Origin of the sequence: Herbaspirillum rhizosphaerae (assembly GCF_001189965.1) — a bacterium.
Classification (GTDB): domain Bacteria; phylum Pseudomonadota; class Gammaproteobacteria; order Burkholderiales; family Burkholderiaceae_D; genus Herbaspirillum; species Herbaspirillum rhizosphaerae.
In genome coordinates, this window is record NZ_LFLU01000008.1 from 128,533 (window position 1) to 152,940 (window position 24,408).

The window sequence follows — 24,408 nt, forward strand, 5'->3', positions numbered from 1 at the left end:
TCTCCCCGACATGTTGCGGATGTCTTTTCCGGCAGTGGCATGGATGCTGCTTGCCGGAAGAGGACGGCTAAGTGTGCACAGGTCTGGTGCGCAATAGCCTTGATTCCGTCTGGGGGGACACATGAATACCATTGCAGCAAGCGCGCCGCTAGCGACCGTCGGCAGCGTCGAGGAACGCGACGTCACATTCCGCCGCATCGTCTGGCGCATCATTCCATTTGTTACCCTGATCTGGTTCCTGGCCTGGGTGGACCGCGTCAACGTCGGCTTCGCCAAGCTGACCATGATGAGCGACCTGGCCTGGTCGGATGCCGTTTACGGCGCCGGCGCCGGGATTTTCTTCATCGGCTATTTCATCTTTGAAGTGCCGAGCAATCTGGCGCTGCAAAAGTTCGGCGCGCGCAAGACCATCATGCGCATCACCATCGGCTGGGGCATCACCTGTGTGCTGATGGCCTGGGTGCAGACCTCCACGCAGTTCTACATCCTGCGTTTTCTGATGGGCGCCTTCGAAGCCGGGCTGCAACCGGGCGTAATCCTGTATCTGACCTACTGGCTGCCGACGCACCGGCGCGGCAAGGCGCTGGGCGTGTTCGTGTCGGCCTCGGCAGTGTCGCTGGTGCTGGGCAGTCCGCTGGCGGCGTACATCATGGAATTGTCGCAAGGTCTGGGCGGTTTCAAGGGCTGGCAATGGCTGTTCATCATCGAAGGGATTCCATCGATCCTGGCCGGGCTGGCCGCCTATTTCTTGCTGACCGACCGTCCGCGCGATGCGAAATGGCTGAGCGAGCGTGAAAAGGCGCATGTCGAAACCGAATTGTCGACTGAAGACCAGACGCTGGGGCCGCGTGAGCACAGCTTCTTCGCCTCGTTGCGCAGCGCGCGCATGTGGGCGCTGATCGCGGTGTTTTTCTGCATCATCGCCGGCAACGCCACGCTGGTCTATTACGGGCCGAGTCTGGTGAAGGAGGTTGGCTTTACCGACATCAAGACCCTGGGCTGGGTCATGGGCGGGATCTATTGCTGCGGATGGTTCGGCATGCTGCTCAACGGCTACTTGTCGGATCGCAACAAGGAAGTGCGCATCCACACGGCAGTCGCGGCGGCCATCGGCGCCACCGGCTTGCTGCTGGCGGCGTATTTTCTGGGGCAGAAGAGTGCGGCCGGCGTGATCTTTGCGCTGGCGTTGTCGTCGGCCGGCACCATGGGCGCGATTCCGGTGTTCTGGCAGTTGCCGGGGCGCTTCCTGTCCGGCACCGCGATTGTCGTGGGGCTGGCGGTGATCAACTCGGTGGCGAATCTGTCGGGCTATTTTTCGCCGCAGTTGCTGGGATACCTGAAGACCACCACGGGGCAATACGGCAAGGGCCTGACGACCATCGCGATCGTCGAATTCATGGCGACGGTGATGATCTTTGCCTTTATCAGCAAGACGGTCAAGTCAGAAAAATAGAAACGATTCAAGATCTGTGATCGTCGTCCCAGCGAACGCTGGGACCCAGTGTCGTACAACGGTTGTTACCACACTGGGTCCTGACTTTCGTCAAGACGACGGCGATGCAGGTTTGCTTACAAGTCAGGAGGCGGCGGCGCAAGCACATCGCGCGCGCCGCTCTTGGACATGGAAGACAGGATGCCTGCCGCCTCCATCTGTTCCACCAGCCGCGCCGCGCGGTTGTAGCCGATGCGGAACTGGCGCTGCACCGACGAGATCGAGGCGCGGCGGCTGCGGGTGACGTAGGCCACGGCTTCGTCGTACAGCGGATCGCTTTCGTCGCCGCCCGCCTCGCCGAACATGTCGCCTTGCTGCGGCTCTTCCGAGGCCGGGCCGGCCAGGATCGCTTCCACGTATTGCGGCTCGCCGTGGGCCTTCAGATGTTCCACCACGCGGTGCACTTCTTCATCCGATACAAAAGCGCCATGCACGCGCTGCGGGTAACCCGAGCCCGGCGGCAGGAACAGCATGTCGCCGTGGCCGAGCAAGGTTTCTGCGCCCATCTGGTCCAGCACCGTGCGCGAGTCGATCTTGGAGGACACCTGGAACGCCACGCGCGTCGGGATGTTGGCCTTGATCAGGCCGGTGATGACGTCGACCGACGGCCGCTGGGTTGCCAGGATCAGGTGGATGCCGGCGGCGCGCGCTTTTTGCGCCAGGCGCGCAATCAGTTCTTCGATCTTCTTGCCCGCCACCATCATCAGGTCGGCCAGCTCGTCGATGACCACCACGATCATCGGCAGGCGATCCAGCGGCTCCGGCGCATCCGGCGTCAGCGAGAACGGATTCTTGACGTATTTCTCGGCGGCGACGCCGTCGGCGATCTTCTGGTTGTAACCGGCCAGGTTACGCACACCCAGCGCCGACATCAGGCGATAGCGCTTGTCCATTTCCGCCACACACCACGATAGCGCGTGCGCCGCCAGTTTCATGTCGGTGACGACCGGCGCCAGCAGGTGGGGGATGCCGTCATAAACGGATAATTCCAGCATCTTGGGGTCGATCATGATCAGGCGAACTTCATCCGGCGTGGCCTTGTAGAGCAGCGACAGGATCATGGCGTTGATCGCCACCGACTTGCCGGAACCGGTCGTGCCCGCCACCAGCATATGCGGCGCGCGCGCCAGATCGGTCGCCACCGGCACGCCGGTGATGTCCTTGCCCATGGCCAGGGTCAGGTGCGAGGCCGAGCGCGCATAGGCTTCGGACTGGATGATTTCGGCCAGGCGGATCATTTGCCGCTTGGGATTCGGCAGCTCCAGGCCCATGCAGGTTTTGCCGGGGATGGTTTCCACCACGCGAATCGAGGTCAGGCCGAGCGCACGCGCCAGATCCTTCATCAGGTTGACGATCTGCGCACCGCGCACGCCCAATGCCGGTTCGATCTCGAAACGGGTGATCACCGGCCCGGCGTAGGCGCCCAGCACGGTGACCGGGACTTTGAATTCCTTCAGGCGCTGCTCGATCAGCTGGCCGATTTCCATTAGCTGCGCTTCGTCCATCTCCACCGGCATGTCGCTGCCCTGGTCGAGCAGCTCGATGCCGGGCAGGGGGACGTCGGACGGGTGATAAGACGTCAATGTTTCTGCCGCAGCTTGCGCTGCCTGCTGCGCAGCTGCAGCCGGAGCTTGCGTCCATGTGCGGATTTGCATGGGTGCTGAAGGCGTCGGCGCTGCAGGGGCAAGGTAAGACTCTTCGGGCATTTCGAACAGCGGCGGCGTATCGGCAAAAGGAGCCGTCGGCGCAATGGCGGCGGCAGGCGCAGCGACCGGTTCCCAGACGGGCTCAACCCGTGCGTCGACGATGCTGAACGGCTCCGGTGCGATGACCGCCTCCGGCTCCGGCAGATCAAACGGCAGCGATGCCGGCGCCGTCAGGATGTCGACCGGGGTCTGCGGCGTCACTGTCGCAGCTGAGGGCGCTACCGGCGCTACTTGTGTCGGCGACGGCAGCGGCGTTACGGGCACGGCTGCCGCAGCAACCATACCGGCAGCGGCCTGAGGCAGGGCTTGCACCACCGGAGAAGCAGCCGCGTGCGAAGGAAAGCGTGTCCCCAGCGTAGCGCTCAGCGACGTCGGAATCGACTGGCTGCGATCGCTGGCGGTGCTGATGCGCACCTTGGTGCTGCTGCCGGGAATCGGTGTAATGCGCGGTTTGCTGATGATGCTGGTGGCAAGCGACGGCTTGGGCGCAGCCTGATGAGCCGGAGCCGGTTCGGCTGCCGGCGTCGCGGTGGAGCGCGCCAGCATGGCTTGCGTCGGGCGCAAGGCTTCGAACGGCGCCCATTCGGAGGCGGGACGCGCCGGGCGCTTGAGCGGTTCGCTCGAACGCGGCGCCGACGGCCAGTTGCCGGCGGGTGTTTGCGATGGATTGGCGCTGCGCGGCATTTCATTGGGCAGCGGCCAGGGATCGCGTTTGCGGGTCAAGTTGCCGAAAGGCTGCGGCGCAGTTGATGGCTTGACGGGTTTGGGCGCCTGGCTGGCAGGCAGGTTGCGCACAGTCGGCGGGATGTTGGCCTGCGTGCGGCGCGGCACCGAGGCCTGCGCCGGCAAACCTGCGATATCCGACTCGTCGTCGACGACAACTTTACGGCTGCGTCCGAACAGCCAGAACAAACCCAGCAATCCGCTTGCCAATAAGGCAAGTACGCCGACCAGCTTGCCGAGACCGGCGGAGACGCTGCGCGCCAAGGCCTGGCCGACGAAATCGCTTTCCAGTACGCCGTCGCCCTGGCTCCTGAGCATGGCTTCGATGGCGCTGCTGGCGCACAGGACAATCAGCGTGCCCAGCCAGATGCGGATGGAGCCGCGTCCGCGCAGGCCTTTGCCGGACAGCAACGACACCAGTACTCTGCCGAGCAGGGGCAGTATCCACAAAAACGACCAGCCGAACCAATCAAGTAAAAATAAGCGCATCCGCTAAGTTTACAGGAAGCCGGGACGCAAACTGAAATTTCCGACGGGGAAAAACAAAAAATCAGAAAACGGCAGGCAGAAAAAAGCCCGCTTCCCGGGATGCCGAGGCATTGGTCTGGCGGAAGCGGGCTGGAGGAGGCTGGTTTTCGCCGCTTACTTTTGCAGCGGCACGGTCAGTTGCTGACCATCCTGCACCAGCGACCAGACCAGCAACTTTGCCGGTTTGGTGCTGCTGGCATTGCGCGAGACCAGGTGCGGCGTATTCGGTGCTTCGTACCAGGACTCGCCGGCCTTGTAAGTCACAGTCGCACCGCCTTGCAGCTGCGACACCACTTCGCCTTCAAGCACATAGGCGAAGATCGAACCGGGATGGCGGTGCGCGACCGAGCTTTGGCCCGGGCCGTAGGCCACCACGGCCATCACGCCGCTTTTGCCGGGCGCATCGGGAAGGGCCTGATGCTGCAAGGGCGTGACGACTTCATCGCCGTGTTCGTGGGCGCCGGCGCCGGCAGCCAGAGCCAGCAAGGCTGCCAGCAGGGCGCTCTTGGCAGTAGAGATCAATCGCATGTCAGGCTCCTTGTTCCTTGTCGCCTCAGGCGACCGGCATCTTGCGGAAACCGATGGCGAAACGGTTCCAGGCGTTGATGGTGTTGATCGCCAGGGTCAGGTTGACCAGTTCGGCGTCGTTGAACTGTGCGCGCACCAGGGCGTAGTCTTCATCCGGCGCGCCGGTTTGCGAGATCAGGGTCAGCGATTCGGCCCAGGCCAGGGCGGCGCGTTCGCGTTCGGTGAAGAACGGGGTTTCGCGCCAGACCGGCACGGCGTAGAGACGGCGTTCGGTTTCGCCGGCTTTGCGGGCGTCGGCGGTGTGCATGTCGACGCAGAAGGCGCAGCCGTTGATCAGCGAGACGCGCAGGCGGACCAGTTCCAGCAGGGAGGTTTCGAGGCCGAGTTTGCCGACCACGTTTTCGAGGGCGATCATGCCCTTCAGGACTTCAGGGGAAGCTTTGTAGAAATCGACGCGTTGTTCCATGGTAATGCTCCTTGAGAGTGAGTTGAGTCAGTGTAAAAGTTACTTAAAAATCGTTTGGCGTTTGCGGCAGCTGCTATCCGCTTTCGGTTGCCGTTTTGCTGAGCCAGTGATGTCATCTTAAGGAGTCCAATACCCTGGGCGAATAACCAATTTCCTGAAAAATGAGGAGACCACTTCCGGCGCGGAGGCTAGAATCAGCGGTGACAAGAAAAAGAACAAGCACGAGCACAAGCACAAGCACAAGCACAAGCACAAGCAACAACAAACACCGGGAAGACTCATGGAGCTGCACATCGTCATCGAAGGAAGCAAGGACCTCGCCGGGCAGGTCTATCGCCAGTTGCGCGACGCCATCCTGACCGGCCGCCTGGCGCCGGGCGAGCAGGTGCCGCCGTCGCGCTTGCTGGCGACGCAGCTCGGCTTGTCGCGCAAGACGGTCTCCGAAGCCTACAGCCGCCTGACCCTGGACAAATTGCTGGTCGGCCAGATCGGCAGCGGCACCTTCGTCAATGCGCCGGCTGAGTCCAAACCGAAGACGAAACGTTTTGAAAGCCAGGATCTCGCAGCCGGCAAGCTCATCTCGCACTGGCTTAATCAGAGCTTCCCCTTGTCCATGCGGCATGTCGGCCCTGAGATGCGGTCGCAGTATGATTTTCTCGGCGGTATTCCGGTACGGCGGCAGTTTCCGCAGGACGAATGGCGGCAATGCGTGCTGTACGGCTTGCGCCAGAGTAGCGAATCCAGCGGGTTTTATGCCGAGACGGAGGGCTTGCCGGCGCTGCGCGAAGCGATTGCGCGCCACGTGTCGTTTTCGCGCGGAGTCCAATGCACGGCTGCCGACGTGCTGGTCACCAACGGCGCGCAGCAGGCGCTGGACCTGATGGCGCGCGTGCTGGTTGAACCCGGCAGCATCGTCGCGGTGGAAGATCCTGGCTATCCGCCTGCGCGCATGCTGTTCGGCGCACAGGGAGCAAAAGTCGTCGGCATGCCTGTGGATGCGGAAGGGATTCTGGTCGATCGCATTCCGGAGGGCACGCGCCTGATCTACGTGACGCCGGCGCATCAGTTTCCGCTCGGCATGCCGATGAGCCCGGCGCGCCGCGAGGCATTGCTGGAACGCGCGCGCGCCTTGCGGGCCATCGTCATCGAAGACGATTACGACAGCGAGTTCCGCTACGAAGGACGGCCGCTGGATTCCCTGCAGAGCATGGACCAGGACGGCCTGGTGGCCTTCGTCGGTACCTTTTCAAAGACCATCAATCCTGAACTGCGCGTGGGCTACGTGATTGCGCCGCCGGCCATCCGGCGCGCCATGACCATCGTCAAGGGACTTTCGGATTGGCATACGCCGACCATGACGCAGTGGGCCATGACCAAATTCATCGACGAAGGCTATCTGCAAAAGCATATCCGCCGCTGTCACGGCATCTACGTCGCCCGGCGCGAGAAGCTGCATGCGGCGTTCAACGGCGACCTCAAGCCGTGGATGCGCGCGGTGCCGACGAATGCCGGCTTCCATCTGGCGGCAGAGATGACGGCTGACGTCGACATGGTGCAACTGGTCCGGCTGGCGCGGCGCGTGGACGTCGCCCTGTATACGCTGGACGAGTTCTACTACGAGGCCAAAGCGAAGCCGGCCCTGTTCTTCGGCTATGGCGCCATCGAGTCGCTCGACATCGAGGTGGCGCTGGGGCGGGTGGCGACGATTCTCAATGAGCTGACTTCCTAGGCAGTCTCGATCATCGGATAGAAATCGCGGTCCTCGCGCTGCATGCGCTCAAACAAGATCTTCAGCACGCGGTTAGCCTCGGCGCGGAATCCTTCCGGATCGGCGCTCAGGTGGCCGGCATCGTTCCATTTGCGCGCAAATTCGCCGTACGTCTCGGCAATGTGCGTCATCTCGTGCTGATACTGCTTGCCCAGCATTGCCAGACGCGGATTATTGGCCTCCTGCAGCGCGGGATAGAGGAATTTGTCCTCGATGGACAGATGCAGCTTGATGACCGAACTCATCTTGATCACCAGCGCCGCGATGTCGGCGGCGTTCTGGGGAATGCCTTCGTGAGACAGTTCCTTGAGCTTGCGGATGCTGTTGAAGATGGCGGTATGTTGATGTTTGTATTTGTCGATGTTCATGGCGATGACCGTTTGACCATTTCTGGCCGGAAATGAAAAATGATTAAAAAAAACGCCGGATCATGCTTTTTGCATGCAGCCCGATCCGGCGCAAACCTCACAACGCTGTTGTCGCTATTGTTGACACGACGCGCTTCGTCAATCCAGTGAAGCCGCCGGACCGAAGAACTCGTAACGGCTCTGCGCCGCCGGCACGCCGAGATCGCTGAGATGGCGCTTGATTGCTTTCATGAAGGACTTGGGGCCGACGAAATAGGCGTCCACATCCATCGAGGGCGGCAGCCAGTTGCCCAGCTTGTCGCGGTCGAGGTAGCCGATCGCGTGCGGGGCCGGGTCCTGCTCGCGCTGCTGCTCGTAGCAGAAGTAGTGCTGCAGTTGCGGATGCGCTTGCGCCAGGTCTGCAATTTTCTTGCCGAAGGCATGCACGCCGCCGTGGCGCGCGGCGTGAATGAACACCACCGGACGCCCGGTCGGCAGCGCCGCATCCAGCATCGCCAGCATTGGCGTGATGCCGACGCCGCCGCTGATCAGCACCAGCGGCTTGTCGCCGGGCGTCAGCGTGAACTCGCCGGAGGGCGGCATCAGGGCTATGGTTTTGCCGACCGTCATGTGGTCGTGCAGATAGTTCGATACCTTGCCGTTCGGCTCGCGCTTGACGCTGATGCGATACATCTTGCTGTTGGGCGCGGCCGAGAGCGAGTATTGGCGACGCATTTCTTCGCCGTCGACATCGACGCGCAGGCCGATGTACTGGCCCGGCTGGTAAGCCAGGATCGCCTTGCCGTCTTCCGGCGCGAAATAGAAGGACGTGATTTCGTCGCTTTCGTCGACCCGGCGCACCACCACGAACTTGCGTACGCCGCGCCAGCCGCCGTCGGCGGTTTCCTTGGCGGTATAGATGCCTTCTTCGGCGCCGATCAGGATGTCGGCCAGTTGTCCGTAGGCAGCGCCCCAGGCTTCGATCACCTGGTCGGTGGCGATCTCGGCGCCCAGTACTTCGCGGATGGCGCGCAGCAGGCAGTCGCCGACCATCGGATAATGTTCCGGCAGGATCTGCAGCGCGACGTGCTTGTTGACGATGGTGCTGACCAGGCCGCCCAGTTGTTCCAGCTGATCGATATGGCGCGCATACATCAGCACGCCGTTGGCCAGCGCGCGCTGCTGGTCGCCGCTGCCCTGGTGCGCTTTGTTGAAGTAGGGGATGACCTGCGGATAATCGCGCATCAGCATTTTGTAGAAATGCGTGGTCAGTGCTTCGCCGCCGCTTTCCAGCAGAGGGACGGTGGATTTGACGATGGCGCGGTGAGCATCGGATAGCATGGAGAACCTCTTTTTGTGTGGGTTAGCCGGGTAAAACCGGCAAAAACATCGAAATGTCGCTGCAAGAAATCATTTCGTCCCTGTTCTCTATACAATCTCCATGCCAGAAGAAAAATCCTTTACAATCAGTTGCTTAGAAATTTGACGAGTCAAATTGACCCGAGTCAAATCGACACGAAAAGAGTAAAAATGACTCCAAAGCTCTTGCTGGACGCGCTGATTCCCCTGATGGCCGACCTGTCGCGCGAGATGCACGACAGCGAACGCTACCGTCGTCTGCTCGACACCTTGCGCATGCTGTTTCCGTGCGACGCCGCCGCCTTGTTGCGGCTCGACGGCGACCTGCTGGTGCCGCTGGCGATCAATGGTTTGAGCAGCGACACCCTGGGCCGGCGTTTTCGCGTGAGCGAGCATCCGCGCTTTCGCATCCTGTTATCCAACGTGCCGCCGACGCGCTTCCCGGCGAACTCCTCGTTGCCGGATCCTTACGACGGCCTGGTCGAGGCGCATTCGGGCGAGCTGCATGTGCACGACTGCATGGGTTGCCAGATCACGATGAACGGCCGGCCGTGGGGTTTGCTGACGCTCGACGCACTGGGGCCGGGGCGTTTCGACTCGGTCGATACGGCGTCCTTGCAGGCTTTCGCCAGCCTGGCGGCGGCCACCGTCAACGTCGCCGAACGCATCCACGATCTGGCCACCACCAGCGAGCAGGAGCGTCAGCGCGCCGAAGCCTACCGGCTGGCGGCCAACCAGAGCCGGCGCGAGCTGATCGGCCAGAGTCCGGCGCACAAGAAAATGATGAAGGAGATCCGCCTGGCGGGGCCAAGCAACATGACGGTGCTGATCACCGGCGAAACCGGCGTCGGCAAGGAACTGGTCGCCAACGCCATCCACGCCGCCTCGCCGCGTGCGCGCAAACCCATCATCAGCCTCAATTGCGCCGCCTTGCCGGAAACCCTGGTCGAAAGCGAATTGTTCGGCCACGTGCGCGGCGCGTTTTCCGGGGCAGTCAGCGACCGCCGCGGCAAGTTCGAGCTGGCCGACGGCGGCACCCTGTTTCTCGATGAAGTGGGGGAATTGTCGCTGGCGGTGCAGGCCAAGCTGCTGCGCGTGCTGCAGAGCGGGCAAATCCAGCGCGTCGGGTCGGACGAAGAGCACAAGGTCGATGTACGCGTCATCGCCGCCACCAACCGCAATCTGGAAGAAGAGGTGCGCCAGGGCCGCTACCGTTCCGACTTCTATCATCGGCTGAGCGTCTACCCGCTGGCAGCACCGCCCTTGCGCGAGCGGGGGCACGATATTCTGCTGATCAGCGGATTTTTCCTGGAAGAAAACCGTTTCCGGCTGGGTTTGCTGAGCCTGCGTCTGGCCACCGATGCGCAGGAAGTGCTGCTCGGTTACCGCTGGCCGGGCAATGTGCGCGAGCTGGAGCATGTCATCGCCCGCACCGCGCTCAAGGCGCTGGCGAAACATCCGGAACGCCCGCGCATCCTGACGCTGGCGGCGGAAGATTTTGATCTCGTCAATGAACGCAAGCCCCTGATCTCGGAGCTGGAAGAGCAGGTCCAGACCGAGCTGGACCTGCAAAACGGCAGCAGCCTGCGCGATGCCGTCAGCGCTTACGAACGTCGTCTGATCGGCGCCAGCCTGGCGCGCAATGGCGGCAATGTCGCTTCCACCGCACGCGAGCTGGGGATAGATCGCGCCAACCTCAACCGCATGGCCAAGCGTTTGGGATTGAAATAAGCCGACTGAACATAGAGCCGTCGTCCCAGCGTCGTGACCGAAGTCCACGACGCTGGGTCCTGACTTTCGTCAGGACGACAGATTCGGTTTCAAGCTATCCGAATTAAAACTGCTCCCACGAACCGGTGTCATCCGCGGCCGGAGCGGTAGTTGAAATCGCTTTCCTGGCTGGTGGTGTGGGCTTGGCCGGCAACGGTGCAGGTTTCGGCGTGATGTTGACGGTGCGCTTGGGCGTCGCGCCGGCGTGCGCGTAGGAAGACGCAGGGGACAAGGCATTGCGATCCAGCTTGAACACGCTGACCGTGTGCGACAGGTTGCTCGCCTGTTCCTGCAAGGACTGCGCGGCAGCAGCGGCTTGTTCCACCAAGGCGGCGTTTTGCTGCGTCACTTCATCCATCTGCGTAATCGCGCGATTGATCTCGTCGAGGCCGACGCTTTGCTCGTGGCTGGCGGCGGTGATTTCGCCGACGATGTCGGTCACGCGCTTGACGCTGCTGACGACCTCATCCATGGTCGAGCCGGCCTGTTCGACCAGCTTGCTGCCGACGTCGACCTTGGAGACGGAATCGTCGATCAGGGTCTTGATTTCCTTGGCGGCTGCCGCACTTCGCTGCGCCAGCGTACGCACTTCGCTGGCCACAACCGCGAAGCCGCGGCCCTGTTCACCGGCGCGGGCCGCTTCCACGGCCGCATTCAACGCCAGGATGTTGGTCTGGAAGGCGATGCTGTCGATCACGCTGATGATGTCGACGATCTTGCGCGACGATGCGTTGATCGAGCCCATGGTGTCGACCACCTGACCGACCACATTGCCGCCCTGGACGGCGACGGCCGAGGCCGACACGGCGAGCTGGTTGGCCTGGCGTGCATTGTCGGCATTCTGTTTGACGGTGGCGGTCAGCTCTTCCATGGCCGAGGCGGTCTCCTCCAGCGAACCGGCTTGCTGCTCGGTGCGCGAGGACAGGTCCATGTTGCCGGTGGCGATTTCGCTCGATGCGGTCGAGATGGTGTCGGTGCCGGTGCGCACGCTGCTGACGATGCGCAACAGATTGTCGTTCATCAGCTTGAGCGCACCCAGCAGCTGGCCGGTTTCGTCATTGCTGTCCTGGCGGATGTCCGCTGTCAGGTCGCCGTCGGCGACCTGACGCGCCACCTTGACAGCTTCGCCCAGCGGCTGCGAGATCAGGCGGGCAATCCAGATCGCCAGCGCCAGCGCCGCCACCACGCACACTGCCAGCATGCCGATGATCCACATGCGCGAGCTGGCGTAGGTGCTGTCGGCCGTCCGGCTGGAGACGTCGGCGCCGTGGTCGTTGACGTCGACCAGCTTGTCGATCAGCTCGATCATCTGGCGATAATTCTTGGTGGAGTCGCCCCTGAACAGGGTGCGCGCCTCCTGATCCTTGTTCTGGCGCGACAGGGCGATGATCTTGGGATGCTCGCCGACGAAAATGTCGATGGCTTTGGCAACGTCCGGATAGATGGCGCGCTCTTCCGGTTCGGTAATCTCTGCTTCATACTTCTTGCGCAAGGCAAGCAGTGCGTCGATCTGCTTGTTGACGCTTTGCTCGATCTCGTCGAATTCCTTGGGTTCCGACGCCATGATGTGCTGCTGCTCGAAGCTGCGCACGCGGGCGGCGGTGAATTTCAGCTGCGCCAGCGTGCGGATGGTCGGCAGCCAGTTGGTCGAGATGTCGGTAGAGGCCGTGTTGACCTTGTCCAGTTGGACGATGGCGAAAATACCCAGCGCAACGACCAGCACGATCACGGATAAAAAGGTCGCGATCAGTTTGGTAGCGATTTTCAAGTTATAAAACCATTTCATTATTATCTCCTCGCTGTAGGATCGCAGATGCCCATTACATTCCCGGAGGAATGTGCGTTTCTAGAATTGCATAAAAATTAACTTTATTCAAACGAATGTGAATATTTTTTCTATCTTTTTTGCTAATTTGTATCTTGCAATTTCTCGCTGATTTGCAGGTGGCATAGCAGTTGCTTCGCATCAATGAAGCGTTATTCAAAAACATGAAAAAGGGAGCGAGTCATGCAGCAAGCATCGGATTTTCCGGAACAAGGTTTGAGCCCGAACCGGGACCAGATTCGCCGCCATTTGCATCGCTCGAACGAGGTTGCCAAGCGTGCGGTGAGTATCGGCCATCATCCGTTCGGCGCCATCCTGGTCGGCCCCGATCAGGAGACCGTGCTGATGGAGCAATGCAATGTGGATACGGTCAATCACGCTGAAGCCGTGCTGGCGCGCACGGCTGCGTTGAACTATCCACCGGCATTTCTGTGGAGCTGTACCTTGTACACCTCGGTCGAGCCGTGCTGCATGTGCGCCGGCACCGCGTATTGGGCCAACATCGGGCGGGTGGTGTATGGCATGACGGAGCGCCAGTTGCTCGACGTGACCGGCGCGCACAAGGAAAATCCGACCATGAGCGTGGATTCCCGCTATGTGTTCGACCATTGCCAGAAACCGGTCGAGCTGATCGGACCGATGCCGGATATGGTGGAGGAGATCGTGGAGTTGCAGCGCAGCTTCTGGGCCTCTCGCTAAAGATCGCAAACAGGTTCTACGTGAGGCCAAGACTGGCTGAGAGCGTTAAGCCAGCGTGATATCGATGCCTTGCGCCTGATACGGTGCGATCAGCTCGGGCGCGGTATCGCGATTGACCACGATGCGGCCGACTTCGGCCAAGGGGACGATTTCGAAGGGGGAGGTCGTTTCCAGCTTGTCGGGTGAGGCCAGCACCACGGTTTCGGCGGCGGCGCGGCTGAAGGCGCGCTTGATGGCGGCTTCTTCAAAATCCAGCGAGGTGATGCCGGTGCGCGGATGCAGGCTGCATACGCCCATGAAATATTGATCGGCGCGCACCCTGGCGATGTCGTCGATGGTGCTGCTGCCCATCGCCACCACCGAATGCTTGAACAGCTTGCCGCCGATGATGATGACCTCGATGTGGGCGTGCGTGGACAGTTCCACTGCAATGGAGGGGCTGTGCGTGACCACGGTCGCATGCAGATCGGGGGCGAGATGGCGCGCCAGCTGCACGCAGGTTGTGCCGCCGTCGATGAACACCACCTGGCCGGATTGCACCAGCGCTGCTGCGGCACGGCCGATGTCGGCCTTGGCGCCGGGTTCGATGCTCTGGCGGTTGGCGAACATCACCATCGGCGGCGTGAGCGGCAGCGCGCCGCCATGCACGCGCCGCAACAGGCCTTCTTTCGCCAGTTCCCGCAAATCTCGCCGGATGGTGTCCTCGGACACCTCCAGTTGCTCGCTCACGGGCTTGGCGACGATGCGGCCGTCCTGGCTCAGCAGGTCGAGCAAATGTTTTTTTCGTTGGCTGGTCAGCATGTATTTTCCCGCTTCATTTCCGATTGAAACCGGCGTCAGTGTACAAGAGAACGTGCAAATTCGTGCAGTATCGTGAATTTATTCATTAATTATTGCACGAATATTCTTGATATTTCACGATATTGCATGATAATTTAAATAAAGCAGGCATGTTCGCGCATGCATCGGTGCATGTGGAAACCGGCCTGCATTCATGTATTCACTGCACAGGAGCAAACAGATGGAAAACGAGCGCGTTCGCATCCGCAACGTCGAGGTCTTGTCCGACGATTGGTATCTGCTGAAGAAAACCACCTTCGACTATCGTCGCGCCGACGGCGTCTGGCAGACACTCAACCGCGAAACCTACGATCGCGGCAACGGCGCCACCATCCTGCTCTACAACCTGCAAAAGCGCACCGTGATCCTGATCCGGCAATTCCGCTTCCCGACGTATCGCGACGGCCATGACGGCTTCCTGGTGGAGACGCCGGCCGGGCTGCTCGACAACGCCAGCCCGGAGCAACGCATCCGGGAAGAGGTGGAAGAAGAAACCGGCTATCGCGTCGGCGACGTGCGCAAGGTGTTTGAAGTATTCATGAGCCCCGGCTCAGTGACCGAGAAGCTGCATTTCTTTGTCGGCGAATATGCCAGCGACGAACGCGCAGGCGAGGGCGGCGGCAACATCGCTGAAGGCGAAGACATCGAAGTGATGGAAGTGCCGATCCAGCAGGCCTTGATGATGATCGCCGAGGGCGAGATCGCCGACGGCAAGACCATCATGCTGCTGCAATATGCGCAGTTGCACCTGTTCGGCGCCCGGCCGAATTAAGAAGCGCTGATCGCGCGCCACTGATGCCGGATCTGGCGCGTAACAACGATCATCGGCACGCCCAGGATGACGGCGATTGGTGTCAGTTCGCGTCAGATGACGTGGCTGCCGAGGCGAGGGAAAATAAAAGTAATTCGTATCATTGTCGGAAATTGTTCTAAGACAAAAACTAATTAAATCCATGATGATGGAGGTGAATTGCTGCTTGAAGGGCGACGTAAGCGTAAGAATTTCATTTTCAGCAACAGGTCGAATGGCAATCCGGCAAGCAATAACGACCCGCAAAGCGGCTCTGGTGGCGGCTCTTTACACTGCAAGGGATTGTGTCGCCGGCCTCATGTGAATTAAAATGATAAGCATTCTTATTTGATGTTTATTTGACTGATTATCCCCGCCGTGGCCCAACCCGCACTGCAGCAAGACATGCACGAACTCTACAGCAGCCATCACGGCTGGCTGTTCGGCTGGCTGCGTAAAAAATTGGGATGTACCCACAATGCGGCGGATGTGGCGCAAGACACTTTCCTGCGCATCATCGCTTCCCGTGACGCCCTGATCGGCATGCAGGAGCCGCGCGCCTACCTGACCACCACGGCCAAACGCCTGATGCTGGACCGCGCGCGCCGGCAATTGATAGAACAAGCCTATCTGGCAGAGCTCGCCTTGCTGGCCGAGACCGTCGCCAGCTATCCCAGTCCGGAAGAAGTCCTGCTCGCAGTCCAGGCGCTGGAACAGATCGGCTGCGCCTTGCAAGCGGTTTCCGGCAACGCGCGCAATGCTTTCCTGCTGCACTATCTGGACGGCCAGAGCCATGCGGAAGTCGCTGCGCAGCTCGGCGTGTCGACGCGCATGGTGCAAAAATACCTGGTGCAGGCGCTGGTCAAATGCCGGCTTGCCGAATCATGAAACTGCATCCGGCAACGGCGGGCGCCGCAGAGGAAGCGAAGGATGAAGACAGCATCGCCGAACAGGCGGCGCAGTGGATCGTCCAGCTGACGGCGGATGACATCGATACGCGCAACGCGGCACAGCGCGGCTACGATGCATGGAAGCAGGCCGACCCGCGCCATGCCGCCATGGCGGAACGCCTGCAGGATTTCATTGGACGGGTGCAACGCATCCGCGGCGCCGATGGCGGCAAGAGCAATGCCCGGCCTGCACGCGCCGCCCTGGATGCGGTGTTCGCCCTGAGTGGAAAAGCCGGCCAAAAGCGCCGCGCCAAACGCATCATCGCAAGCATGCTCGTGGCGCTGTGCGTCGCCGTGCCGGGCTGGGTTGCGACCAAGGCATATTCGCCGCGCTATCTGATGGCCGACATGCATACCGCCACCGGAAAATGGGAAACGCAGGTGCTGGAAGACGGCACACGCATCACCCTCAACAGCGCCAGCGCGGTCAACCTGCATTACGACGCCGGACGGCGCGCGCTGGAACTGGTGCAGGGCGAGATCCTGGTCGATGTCGCCAGGGATCGAGCCCGTCCTTTCATTGTGGAAACGGCGCAGGGCAGCATCCGTGCGCTCGGCACGCGCTTCGTGGTCAGCCGCGAGCCGGACGCCACCGTCCTCAGCATGCTTGAGTCGCGTGTGGAAGTCCGTCCGGCGAAACGGACGGCAAGCATGGCGATCGGGTCAATGGAGGCGGAGGAACCCGTGGTCGTCAGCGCCGGCCAGCGTGTGCGCATGACCGCCGCCGGCATCGGCGCCATCGAGCAAATCGACGCGCGCAGCATCGCCGACGCCTGGAAATTCCATCAATTGGTGGTGCAGGAGCAAAGCTTGCCGGATGTGCTGGACGCGCTTGAACGTCACCGCCCGGGCGCGATCAGCTACGACCGCGCCGCGCTGGAAGGCATCCGGGTGTCGGCCGTACTGCCGCTGGACGACACCGGCCGCGCCTTGCAATTGCTCGGCAGCAGCTTCCCGATGCTGCGCATCCGCACGCTGTCGCCGTATCTGGTGCGCGTCGATGCGCCGGCGCAGCCGTGATTTTCGGTGGAATCCAATGCGGGATCCAAAGCGAAATGCGCGCCATGCCGCAACAATATTTACACAAACCGGTTCCACTTTTCGTTCGCCGTGCGTCAAGGAAGTATGACCAACGAAAAGAGAGTCTCCAGCATGCAGTCCCGACGTTTCACGCATTCCACTTCGCCGGCTTCCTCGGCGTCTTCCGCGCGTCTCAACCTGAAGCCGCTGGCGTTTGCCGTCCGGCTGGCGCTGTCCGCCGCCTTGCTGGGCGGCATCGGCAGCCAGGCCCATGCGCAAGTTGCCGCGCAAGCCGTCTCTTACGATATCCCCGCCGGCCCGCTGGGCGAGGCGCTGAACCGTTATGCGCAGCAATCGGGAATTTCCATCGCGATCGACGCGAACAAGGTGCAGGGCAAGCGCACGCAAGGCCTGCAGGGCGCGTACAGCGTGGACGACGGTTTCCGCACGCTGTTGCGCGATACGGGATTCGACATGCGCAAGACTGATGCCGGCTACGTGCTCGTCGCGCCCGATCAGCGCGACAGCCGCAGCGATGCGAGCAGCTTGCCTGCGGTGAGCGTCACGGCCGCCGCCGACAACACCCTGCACCTGAGCGAGCGCGTCGCCAGCGGCGCGCTCGGCACCCGTTCGCAACTGGACACGCCGTTTTCCATGGCGGTGATCAAGTCCGAAGACCTGGCCGAACGCCAGGTCACCAAGCTGGGCGATGTATTTGCCCTCGACGCTTCGGTCACCGACAACAGCGGCGGCTACAGCAGCTGGGCCAGCTACGTCACCGTGCGCGGCCTGGCGCTGGACTGGCAAAACGCCTACCGCATCGACGGCAAGCCTTTTCTGACTTATGCCATCACTTTGCCGTACGAGCATTTCGAACAGATCGAATTGCTGAAGGGATCTTCCGGCTACATGTACGGTTTCGGCTCGCCGGGCGGCCTGATCAACTACGTCACCAAGCGTCCGACCGAAGAGCCGGTGCGCAGCATCGAAGTCGGCTACAAGTCCAACAACATCTGGAGCGAGCATGTCGATCTGGGCGGACGTTTCGGCAACGACAAGATGTTCGGCTACCGCTTGAACGCCACGCACGAGCAAGGCCAGACCTTCAACGACGGCCACATCACGCGCGACTCGGTATCGCTGGCGCTGGATGCGCGCCTGACGCGCGATCTGACCTGGGATTTCCAGGCCTTCTACCAGAACCGCAAGTCCGAAAACCAGACGCCGTCGATCTATACCGGCAGCTACACGCTGTCGCAATTGCCGCGCGTACCGAGCAGCGACGACCAGAAGCTGCTGGGGCAAGGCCAGCATCTGAACACCAATTTCCAGATGTATTCCACCGGGCTGAACTACGTCATCAATCCTGACTGGAAAGCCAGCGCCTACTACAGCCACAGCACCTCCAAACGCAGCCGCAACGAGTCCTCGCTCTACCTGAGCAATCCGGCCGGCGACTACGCCAACGATTACCGTTCGGACACGCGTGAAGGCCATACTTTCGATCAATGGCAAGCCATCGTGGAAGGCAAGGCGAAGACCGGCTTCATCGGCCATCAACTGGTGTTCGGCGCTTCCTGGCAAAAGCAGGTCAACGACTACAGCGTGGCGAGTTTTTACCAGTCGCTGGGCAGCGGCAACCTGTATCAGCAAAATCCGAACAACTATTACAGCGCGACCTACCTGAAGACCTACCATGCCGGCGACATCACGCAGCAGGCGCTGTTTGCCAGCGATACGCTGAAGTTCTCGGATCAATGGTCGCTGCTGGCCGGCGCCCGCTACACCAACTTTGAACAGAACAGCTACAGCACCACCGGCGCGCGCACCGCGCAATACAAGAAAGACGGCGTGATCACGCCGACCGTGGCGCTGATGTTCAAGCCTGAACCGGGCACCACCATCTACACCAGCTACGTCGAATCGCTGGAGCAGGGCAGCGCACCGACCGTGACCAACTCCAACTACGGCAGCACGCTCAATCCGCTGACCAGCAAGCAATACGAGTTCGGCGTCAAAACCGACCAGCAGCGCTGGAGCGCCACGGCGGCATTGTTCCGCATTGAACGCGCGTCGGAATACACCAATCCGACCACCCAGGCGCTGGTGCAGGACGGCCGTTCCACCTACCAGGGGCTGGAACTGGGCGCAGCCTCCAGGCTGGGCCACGACTGGCAGGTATCGAGCAATCTGATGTTCCTCGATACCAAATACAGCAAAGGACTCACTTACAATGGCAATCGCGTTGCCGGTGCGCCCGACTTTGTCGCCGCCGGCCAGGTGACATACCAGGTGCCCCAGCTGAGCGGACTGAAGCTTTCGGCCGACACCAAGTACACCGGCACGACCATGCTGCGCGCCGCCAACGACATCAAGCTGGCCGGTTATACGCTGTTCAACGTCGGCGCCAATTACACGACCCGTATCGGCAAGTACGATACGACGTTCCGTGCGGCCGTCAACAACCTGACCGACAAGCATTACTGGGAATACCAGTACGAAAACTGGATCAAGCCCGGCGATCCGCGTACTTTCAGTCTCAGCGCCAAGGTGGATTTCTGATCGCCTTGAATGGACGCTGAATTTGGTTTGAATGTGATGTGAATCGCTCGCTGCGAGCTGAACCTGCCGGCGGTCGTGCCTGAAATCGGGCACGACCGCTTCGGCGTTTTTTTGACATGACGTTTTTTTGAAGTGAATTTATGCGCGCAGTTCTCGTCCTCTTGCATCGCTGGTTCGGCCTTGGCGTCGCGGTGTTCCTGTTCATCTCGGGCGCTACCGGCGCGATCATTTCCTGGGACCACGAGCTCGACGCCGCGCTCAACCCCGCGCTGTTCCACGCCAATAGTGCGCAGCAGAATGTCGTCGGGACGCCGAAATCCGGGCTGGAGCTGGCCAACATCGTCGAGGCCAGGGAGCCGAAGCTGCGCGTCACCTATGTCCTGAATGAAGCCGAGCCCGGCCACACCATCCCCATGATGGTCGAGCCGCGTCTCGATCCCGCCACCGGCAAGCCATATACGCTCGACTACAACCAGATCGCCGTCGATCCGGTCAGCGCCGAGATCCAGGGCCAGCGCATGTGGGGCGCCGTCTCGGTCAGCCGCGAGAACCTGCTGCCTTTCCTCTACAAGCTGCACTACACCATGCACCTGCCCGATATCGGCGGCTTCGAAACCGGCATCTGGCTGATGGGCATCATCGGCATCGTCTGGGCGCTGGATTGTTTCATCGCGCTGTGGCTGTCTTTTCCCAACTGGAAGAGCTGGCGCAAATCCTTCGCCTTCCGCTGGAAAGACGGCGGCCACAAGCTCAACTTCGACCTGCATCGGTCCGGCGCGGTCTGGGTCTGGGGACTGCTGCTGGTGCTGGCCGTCACTTCGGTTTCCATGAATCTGAACATGCAGGTCATGCAGCCGGTCATCAAGATATTCTCGACCATCACGCCGACCGCCTTCGAAACGCGCACGCCGGTTGCCGCCGACAAGGTCGTGGAACCGAAGATCACGCGCGAACAGGTCACCCGGCTGGCGGTTGAAGAAGGCAAACGCCGCGGCTTCGATGTGCCGGCCGGGGGCGTGTTCTATTCCTCGATGTTCGGCCTGTACGGCGTCGGCTTCTTCGAACCCGGCAACGATCACGGCGACGTCGGCCTGGGCAATTCCTGGCTGTATTTCGACGCTGCTACCGGCAAGCCGGAAGGCGCGCGCATTCCCGGTACGGGAAGCGCCGGCGACCTGTTCATCCAGGCGCAATTCCCGCTGCATTCCGGCCGCATTCTCGGCTTGCCGGGGCGTATCTTTATCTCGTTCATGGGCGCGCTGGTCGCCATGCTGTGCGTCACCGGCGTGATCATCTGGTTCCGCAAGCGCCAGGCGCGCATGCGCCAGAAAATCAAGGCGCGGGAGCAGGACGCGACATCGGGAGGTGCGCCTTCCGGCGCCCAGGCTGCCGCGGCCAAGACGGCCGCCGGCATGGACGGCAGGGAGCGTACGTCGCTGTCGTAATCTGTCATAGACACCGCGCAATCCGAGCAAAAAAAGAGCCGCATCAACCTGGTTGAGCGGCTCTTTTCCTTGATGCAATCGTTTTCATCTAACGCACAGGCAGATTGCGCGTCGTCCAGTACGACACCGCGTCGGCCACCGTGTCCATCATCGTGCGGGCATCGGCCGATTTCACCAGATAGCCGTTGGCGCCCAGCTCGTAGCTCTTGCGGATGTCTTCGCGGTCGGTCGAGGTGGAGAACATCACCACCGGGATATGCGAAGTCGCCTTGTTGCCCTTGAGCATGCGCAGCAGATCATGCCCGCCCAGGCGCGGCATGTGCAGGTCGAGCAGAATGAGGAAGGGATGCAGATCGCGCCGCGCCGTGTATTCATGGCGAAACAGCACATCGGAGGCATGCTCGGCATCGCTGAACCATTCCCACTTTTCAGTGAGTTTCTTGCGCAGAATCGCAAACTTGGTCAGTTCAGCCACTTCCGAGCTGTCGTCTACCAGCAGGATGTCGGATTGTTGCATGCTCATCACCTTCACAAAAATAGGGCCCTGGCAGAGAGCCCGATCTTGTGGATGAGCCCATGAACGCTCCGACTGCACAACACGGTCCGGATATTGCGCTTCGCTTACCGAGTGTTCATGAGTTCATTCTGGCACGCTCGTACAGAAAGACTATCGGGGGATTCCTGAATAAATACTAATCAGTAGGTTTTGTTGCGTCCGAGTCAATGTGCACTAAGCGATTTCATCCGTCCACACCTTGAACCGGCTCAGGGTATTGGGTCCGAAGGTGTTGTTGAGCGCCACGTCCGCGGCATCGCGGCCGCGGGCGATCAGCACCCGGCCGATGCGCGGCGTATTGTTGCGGGCGTCGAAGGTGTGCCAGCTGCCGTCCAGGAAAACCTCGAACCACGCTGCAAAATCCATCGTGCCGTGCGGCGGCGGCGTGCCGATGTCGCCCAGATAGCCGGTGCAATAGCGCGCCGGGATATTCATGCAGCGGCAAAAGGCGACCGCCAGATGGGCATAGTCGCGGCAAACGCCGACTTTTTCCTGAAACGCTTCCAGCGCCGTGCGCGTCATGCGCGCATTTTCATAACCGAAGACGATATGGCGGTGGACGTAGTCGCAGATCGCCTGCACACGGCCCCAGCCGGCGGGTGCATGTTCAAAGAGCTGCCAGGCGGTTTCCGACAAGCGGTCCGTTTCGCAGTAGCGGCTGCCCAGCAAGAACAGCAAGGGCTCTTCCGGCAGGTCTTGCACGGCCAGCTGCCGCGCCTGCGGCGAGAGCACATCTGGAATGCCGCTGTCGTTGACGACGGCGTCGGCGGAAATGCGGATGCGGCCTTGCGGCGCGACGATGCGCGTGCACCAATTGCCGAAACTGTCGCGGTACGCCATTCTCGGCACCGGCGGATCGAACATCAGATCGTCGCGGCTGACCAGATCCGATACCCGCGTGAAGTGGACGTTCAGGTTGAAAATCATGGGCGTGGGTTTCGGGCAATCGTAGATCATTTCAAAACCGATATGGATTTTCATGACGGGTTCCGGTGTTCAGCCGTATTGCACAAGCGGCAGAGGTTAAGTTGCTGGAGGTGACAAGCTTGTTTGCAGTAAATCATGCGGCAGCCACGGCGCATGCCGCGCGCAAGCTGTCCGGCAGCAAGGCGCCCAGCGTGGTCCACATTGCGGCGTCCGACTGCACGATGTGTTGATTGACCTCCAGTTCGATCCCGATATAGGAGGACGCGGAGAAGCGCAGGCGCAGATAGGCGGTCAGGCCGTCGCCTTTGCCGGCATAAGGGTAATTGCGGCGTACGCGCAGCGCGGGCGCCAATGCCGCCAGGCTCGCCCGCCAATGCGCGCAAAGTTTGACCTCGCCATCGCGCGCGGGGTGATAGAGCAAACCGATATCGGCGCGCCGCACCTTGCCGTCCAGTTCAGGCGTAAAACTGTGCGACGAAATGTGAATCACGCGCTTTCCCTCTGAGACGGCTTGCCTGACCAGCGTTTCGACCCGCTCGCGATAGGGGCGATAGTAGTGCGCCAGGATTTCCTCGCGCATCGCCGGCGACAAACGGCGCGTCATTGCCGAGAACAGCTGCGGATGACCGATCGACCGGTTGAGATCGACCAGCAAACGGCTCACGGTGGCAGTCACCAGCGCGCCGTCGAAGGCTGTCGCCAGTTTCTGCGCCATCGGCAGCGCACCGGCGTCGTAGCCGCGATGGGAGTCCAGCAGCGCCTGCTGGTCGCGAAACAGGTCGTGGTAGGGCGCGGGGATGGCATTGCCCCCGTGTTCGCAGGTGACGATGAAAAAGTAAATCGGGATCCCTTCGCGCGATGTGTTCGGATACACGGCGGCACATTGTTGCTGCACTGCGCCGACTGGAAGGGAATGTGGTGTTGCAAAACGACGAAAGCTAAGGCCGGATACGCGTTAACACACAGTAACACGTATGCGCTGCGGAGCAGCTATATCGGGGTTCGAGCCGGTTGGCGCGGTGCAATTGCGTCCGGAGAACGGCGATGCTGCCGTTCGCTACCAGCTTGAGCATCCTGAACGAAGCCGGGAGCCGCTGTTGAACTGCGACGCCCCGGCCGGACTCACTCCAGCATGGCGTCCAGGCCTTCGGTCAGTTCCTTCAAGGCCGGCATGGCGCGATCCGCACGGTCCTTCGCATGCGCGACCAAGGCCGGCACCCAGCTGGCGTCGACGCCGAGCTTCTTGGCGACGGCGGTCGGGTAGCTTTCCACCAGCTCTTCGTCGCTCAGTTCCAGCACCTCGGAACGGGCGCGCCAGGCGCCGAGGTGCACCCAGGCGGCGGATCTGTTGAACGGGCTCGGTGTCAGCGGATCGGGCACGTCTTGCAGCGTGGCGCTCAGCGATTCGGGGAAATTCCAGATCTTGGCCAGTTCGGCCGAGACGTCGCCGTAGTGGAAGCTGAGCTTTTCCTTTTCCAGCGCGGCGCGGCCGGCGTCGAGGACGTTCAGCTGTTTGTCCAGCGGCGCCATCTCAGCCGGCGCGACGGCGTGCATCTGCAACTGGCCGATGCCGTGCATCATGCCCAAAGTGAAAACGGCATCGCCGTTGTCGCCGCCCTTGTGGGCCAGCCAGCGCGCGGCGCAGGCGGTGTAGAGGTTGTAGCGCCAGAATTGCTGCAGGTCCATGCCCTTGGTGTTCTTGAAGGCGGCGACCATGCCGTTGCCCAGCACCAGGTTGCGCACCATCACGAAGCCCAGCATGCGCAACGCATCGTCGACGGTGCCGACCGTGCGCGAAACATGGAAGTAGGCGGAATTGGCCAGGCGCAACAGTTTGGCGCTCAGGGCCGGGTCGCTGGCGATGAGATGGGCGATTTCGTTGGCGGAGATGTCTTCGGAATTGAAGCTCTCAATGAGCTGCTGTACGACTTTGGGGACGGTGGGCAGCTTGTTGGGCTGATCGACCAGGCTCTTCAGTTCCATGCGGCGTTCCCCTTTTTGTCAATTCGGTAACTCTGGTTTCATAAATTCTGCGTACACTCAATTCAATGAATTGCGGTTTTATTGTCGCAGAGATCAGACATTTTGATCGCGTCTTTCTCGGTAT

At 61.3% G+C, this 24,408-nt stretch carries 20 protein-coding genes; 9 read left to right on the forward strand and 11 right to left on the reverse strand.

Translation table 11 applies throughout. From position 1 onward, the window contains the following. Nucleotides 1-121 precede the first annotated feature (121 nt). Nucleotides 122-1,453, forward strand: coding sequence for an MFS transporter (locus AKL25_RS13125; protein ID WP_050478116.1), 1,332 nt, complete (start codon nt 122-124; stop codon nt 1,451-1,453). Nucleotides 1,454-1,569: 116 nt separating this feature from the next. Here AKL25_RS13125 and AKL25_RS13130 read toward each other — a convergent pair whose 3' ends face one another. The 3 genes from AKL25_RS13130 to AKL25_RS13140 form a co-directional block, all read right to left on the reverse strand. Further along, nucleotides 1,570-4,410 (reverse strand): DNA translocase FtsK, encoded by a 2,841-nt coding sequence (locus AKL25_RS13130; RefSeq protein ID WP_050478117.1) that lies wholly within the window; start codon nt 4,408-4,410, stop codon nt 1,570-1,572. A 153-nt stretch (nt 4,411-4,563) separates the two neighbouring features. Continuing rightward, a complete protein-coding gene (locus AKL25_RS13135; RefSeq protein ID WP_050478118.1) occupies nt 4,564-4,977 on the reverse strand; it encodes a cupin domain-containing protein in 414 nt (137 codons plus the stop codon). A gap of 25 nt (nt 4,978-5,002) precedes the next feature. Further along, the gene (locus tag AKL25_RS13140) at nt 5,003-5,443 is read right to left on the reverse strand and encodes a carboxymuconolactone decarboxylase family protein (RefSeq protein WP_050478119.1); all 441 of its coding nucleotides are present in this window, start codon (nt 5,441-5,443) and stop codon (nt 5,003-5,005) included. Between the two features lie 280 nt (nt 5,444-5,723). Here AKL25_RS13140 and pdxR point away from each other — a divergent pair, with 280 nt between their 5' ends. Beyond that, the gene (gene pdxR / locus AKL25_RS13145) at nt 5,724-7,172 is read left to right on the forward strand and encodes a MocR-like pyridoxine biosynthesis transcription factor PdxR (protein WP_050478120.1); all 1,449 of its coding nucleotides are present in this window, start codon (nt 5,724-5,726) and stop codon (nt 7,170-7,172) included. On the opposite strand, the gene AKL25_RS13150 is transcribed toward pdxR, so the two are convergent. Both AKL25_RS13150 and hmpA read right to left on the reverse strand, forming a co-directional pair. Further along, complete coding sequence (locus AKL25_RS13150; RefSeq protein WP_050478121.1) at nt 7,169-7,579, reverse strand: hemerythrin domain-containing protein; 411 nt, start codon at nt 7,577-7,579, stop codon at nt 7,169-7,171. The two genes, pdxR and AKL25_RS13150, sit on opposite strands and share 4 nt — an antisense overlap. Before the next feature lie 138 nt (nt 7,580-7,717). Continuing rightward, nucleotides 7,718-8,899: an NO-inducible flavohemoprotein gene (gene hmpA / locus AKL25_RS13155; protein WP_050478122.1), complete on the reverse strand. Its 1,182-nt coding sequence runs from the start codon at nt 8,897-8,899 to the stop codon at nt 7,718-7,720. A 189-nt stretch (nt 8,900-9,088) separates the two neighbouring features. Here hmpA and norR point away from each other — a divergent pair, with 189 nt between their 5' ends. Further along, nucleotides 9,089-10,648 (forward strand): nitric oxide reductase transcriptional regulator NorR, encoded by a 1,560-nt coding sequence (gene norR / locus AKL25_RS13160; protein ID WP_050478123.1) that lies wholly within the window; start codon nt 9,089-9,091, stop codon nt 10,646-10,648. 103 nt (nt 10,649-10,751) lie between these two features. On the opposite strand, the gene AKL25_RS13165 is transcribed toward norR, so the two are convergent. Next, nucleotides 10,752-12,473 (reverse strand): methyl-accepting chemotaxis protein, encoded by a 1,722-nt coding sequence (locus AKL25_RS13165; protein WP_050478124.1) that lies wholly within the window; start codon nt 12,471-12,473, stop codon nt 10,752-10,754. Between the two features lie 222 nt (nt 12,474-12,695). On the opposite strand from AKL25_RS13165, the gene AKL25_RS13170 reads away from it, so the two are divergent. Further along, nucleotides 12,696-13,211: a nucleoside deaminase gene (locus tag AKL25_RS13170; protein WP_050478125.1), complete on the forward strand. Its 516-nt coding sequence runs from the start codon at nt 12,696-12,698 to the stop codon at nt 13,209-13,211. 45 nt (nt 13,212-13,256) lie between these two features. Here AKL25_RS13170 and AKL25_RS13175 read toward each other — a convergent pair whose 3' ends face one another. Further along, a complete protein-coding gene (locus AKL25_RS13175) occupies nt 13,257-14,012 on the reverse strand; it encodes a DeoR/GlpR family DNA-binding transcription regulator (protein ID WP_050478126.1) in 756 nt (251 codons plus the stop codon). Between the two features lie 220 nt (nt 14,013-14,232). On the opposite strand from AKL25_RS13175, the gene AKL25_RS13180 reads away from it, so the two are divergent. From AKL25_RS13180 to AKL25_RS13200, 5 genes are all read left to right on the forward strand, one after another. Then, nucleotides 14,233-14,823 carry an NUDIX domain-containing protein gene (locus AKL25_RS13180; protein WP_050478127.1) on the forward strand — a complete coding sequence of 197 codons (591 nt, stop codon included), beginning with the start codon at nt 14,233-14,235 and terminating at the stop codon, nt 14,821-14,823. Nucleotides 14,824-15,246: 423 nt separating this feature from the next. Continuing rightward, on the forward strand, nt 15,247-15,729 hold the full coding sequence (locus tag AKL25_RS13185) for a sigma-70 family RNA polymerase sigma factor (RefSeq protein WP_050478128.1): 483 nt from the start codon (nt 15,247-15,249) through the stop codon (nt 15,727-15,729). Continuing rightward, on the forward strand, nt 15,726-16,811 hold the full coding sequence (locus tag AKL25_RS13190) for a FecR family protein (protein ID WP_050478129.1): 1,086 nt from the start codon (nt 15,726-15,728) through the stop codon (nt 16,809-16,811). Before AKL25_RS13185 ends, AKL25_RS13190 begins: the two co-directional genes overlap by 4 nt. A gap of 105 nt (nt 16,812-16,916) precedes the next feature. Beyond that, the gene (locus AKL25_RS13195) at nt 16,917-19,373 is read left to right on the forward strand and encodes a TonB-dependent siderophore receptor (protein ID WP_050478130.1); all 2,457 of its coding nucleotides are present in this window, start codon (nt 16,917-16,919) and stop codon (nt 19,371-19,373) included. Nucleotides 19,374-19,513: 140 nt separating this feature from the next. After that, nucleotides 19,514-20,818, forward strand: a complete 1,305-nt coding sequence (locus AKL25_RS13200; RefSeq protein ID WP_050478131.1) for a PepSY-associated TM helix domain-containing protein — start codon at nt 19,514-19,516, stop codon at nt 20,816-20,818. 88 nt (nt 20,819-20,906) lie between these two features. Here AKL25_RS13200 and AKL25_RS13205 read toward each other — a convergent pair whose 3' ends face one another. From AKL25_RS13205 to AKL25_RS13220, 4 genes are all read right to left on the reverse strand, one after another. Beyond that, nucleotides 20,907-21,335: a response regulator gene (locus tag AKL25_RS13205; protein WP_205627243.1), complete on the reverse strand. Its 429-nt coding sequence runs from the start codon at nt 21,333-21,335 to the stop codon at nt 20,907-20,909. Between the two features lie 213 nt (nt 21,336-21,548). After that, on the reverse strand, nt 21,549-22,355 hold the full coding sequence (locus AKL25_RS13210; protein ID WP_050478132.1) for a transglutaminase-like domain-containing protein: 807 nt from the start codon (nt 22,353-22,355) through the stop codon (nt 21,549-21,551). 79 nt (nt 22,356-22,434) lie between these two features. Then, entirely contained in the window at nt 22,435-23,175 is a 741-nt protein-coding gene (locus AKL25_RS13215; protein WP_240475732.1) for an N-formylglutamate amidohydrolase, read from the reverse strand. Between the two features lie 248 nt (nt 23,176-23,423). Next, nucleotides 23,424-24,284 (reverse strand): HDOD domain-containing protein, encoded by an 861-nt coding sequence (locus AKL25_RS13220; RefSeq protein ID WP_050478133.1) that lies wholly within the window; start codon nt 24,282-24,284, stop codon nt 23,424-23,426. Nucleotides 24,285-24,408: the final 124 nt, after the last annotated feature.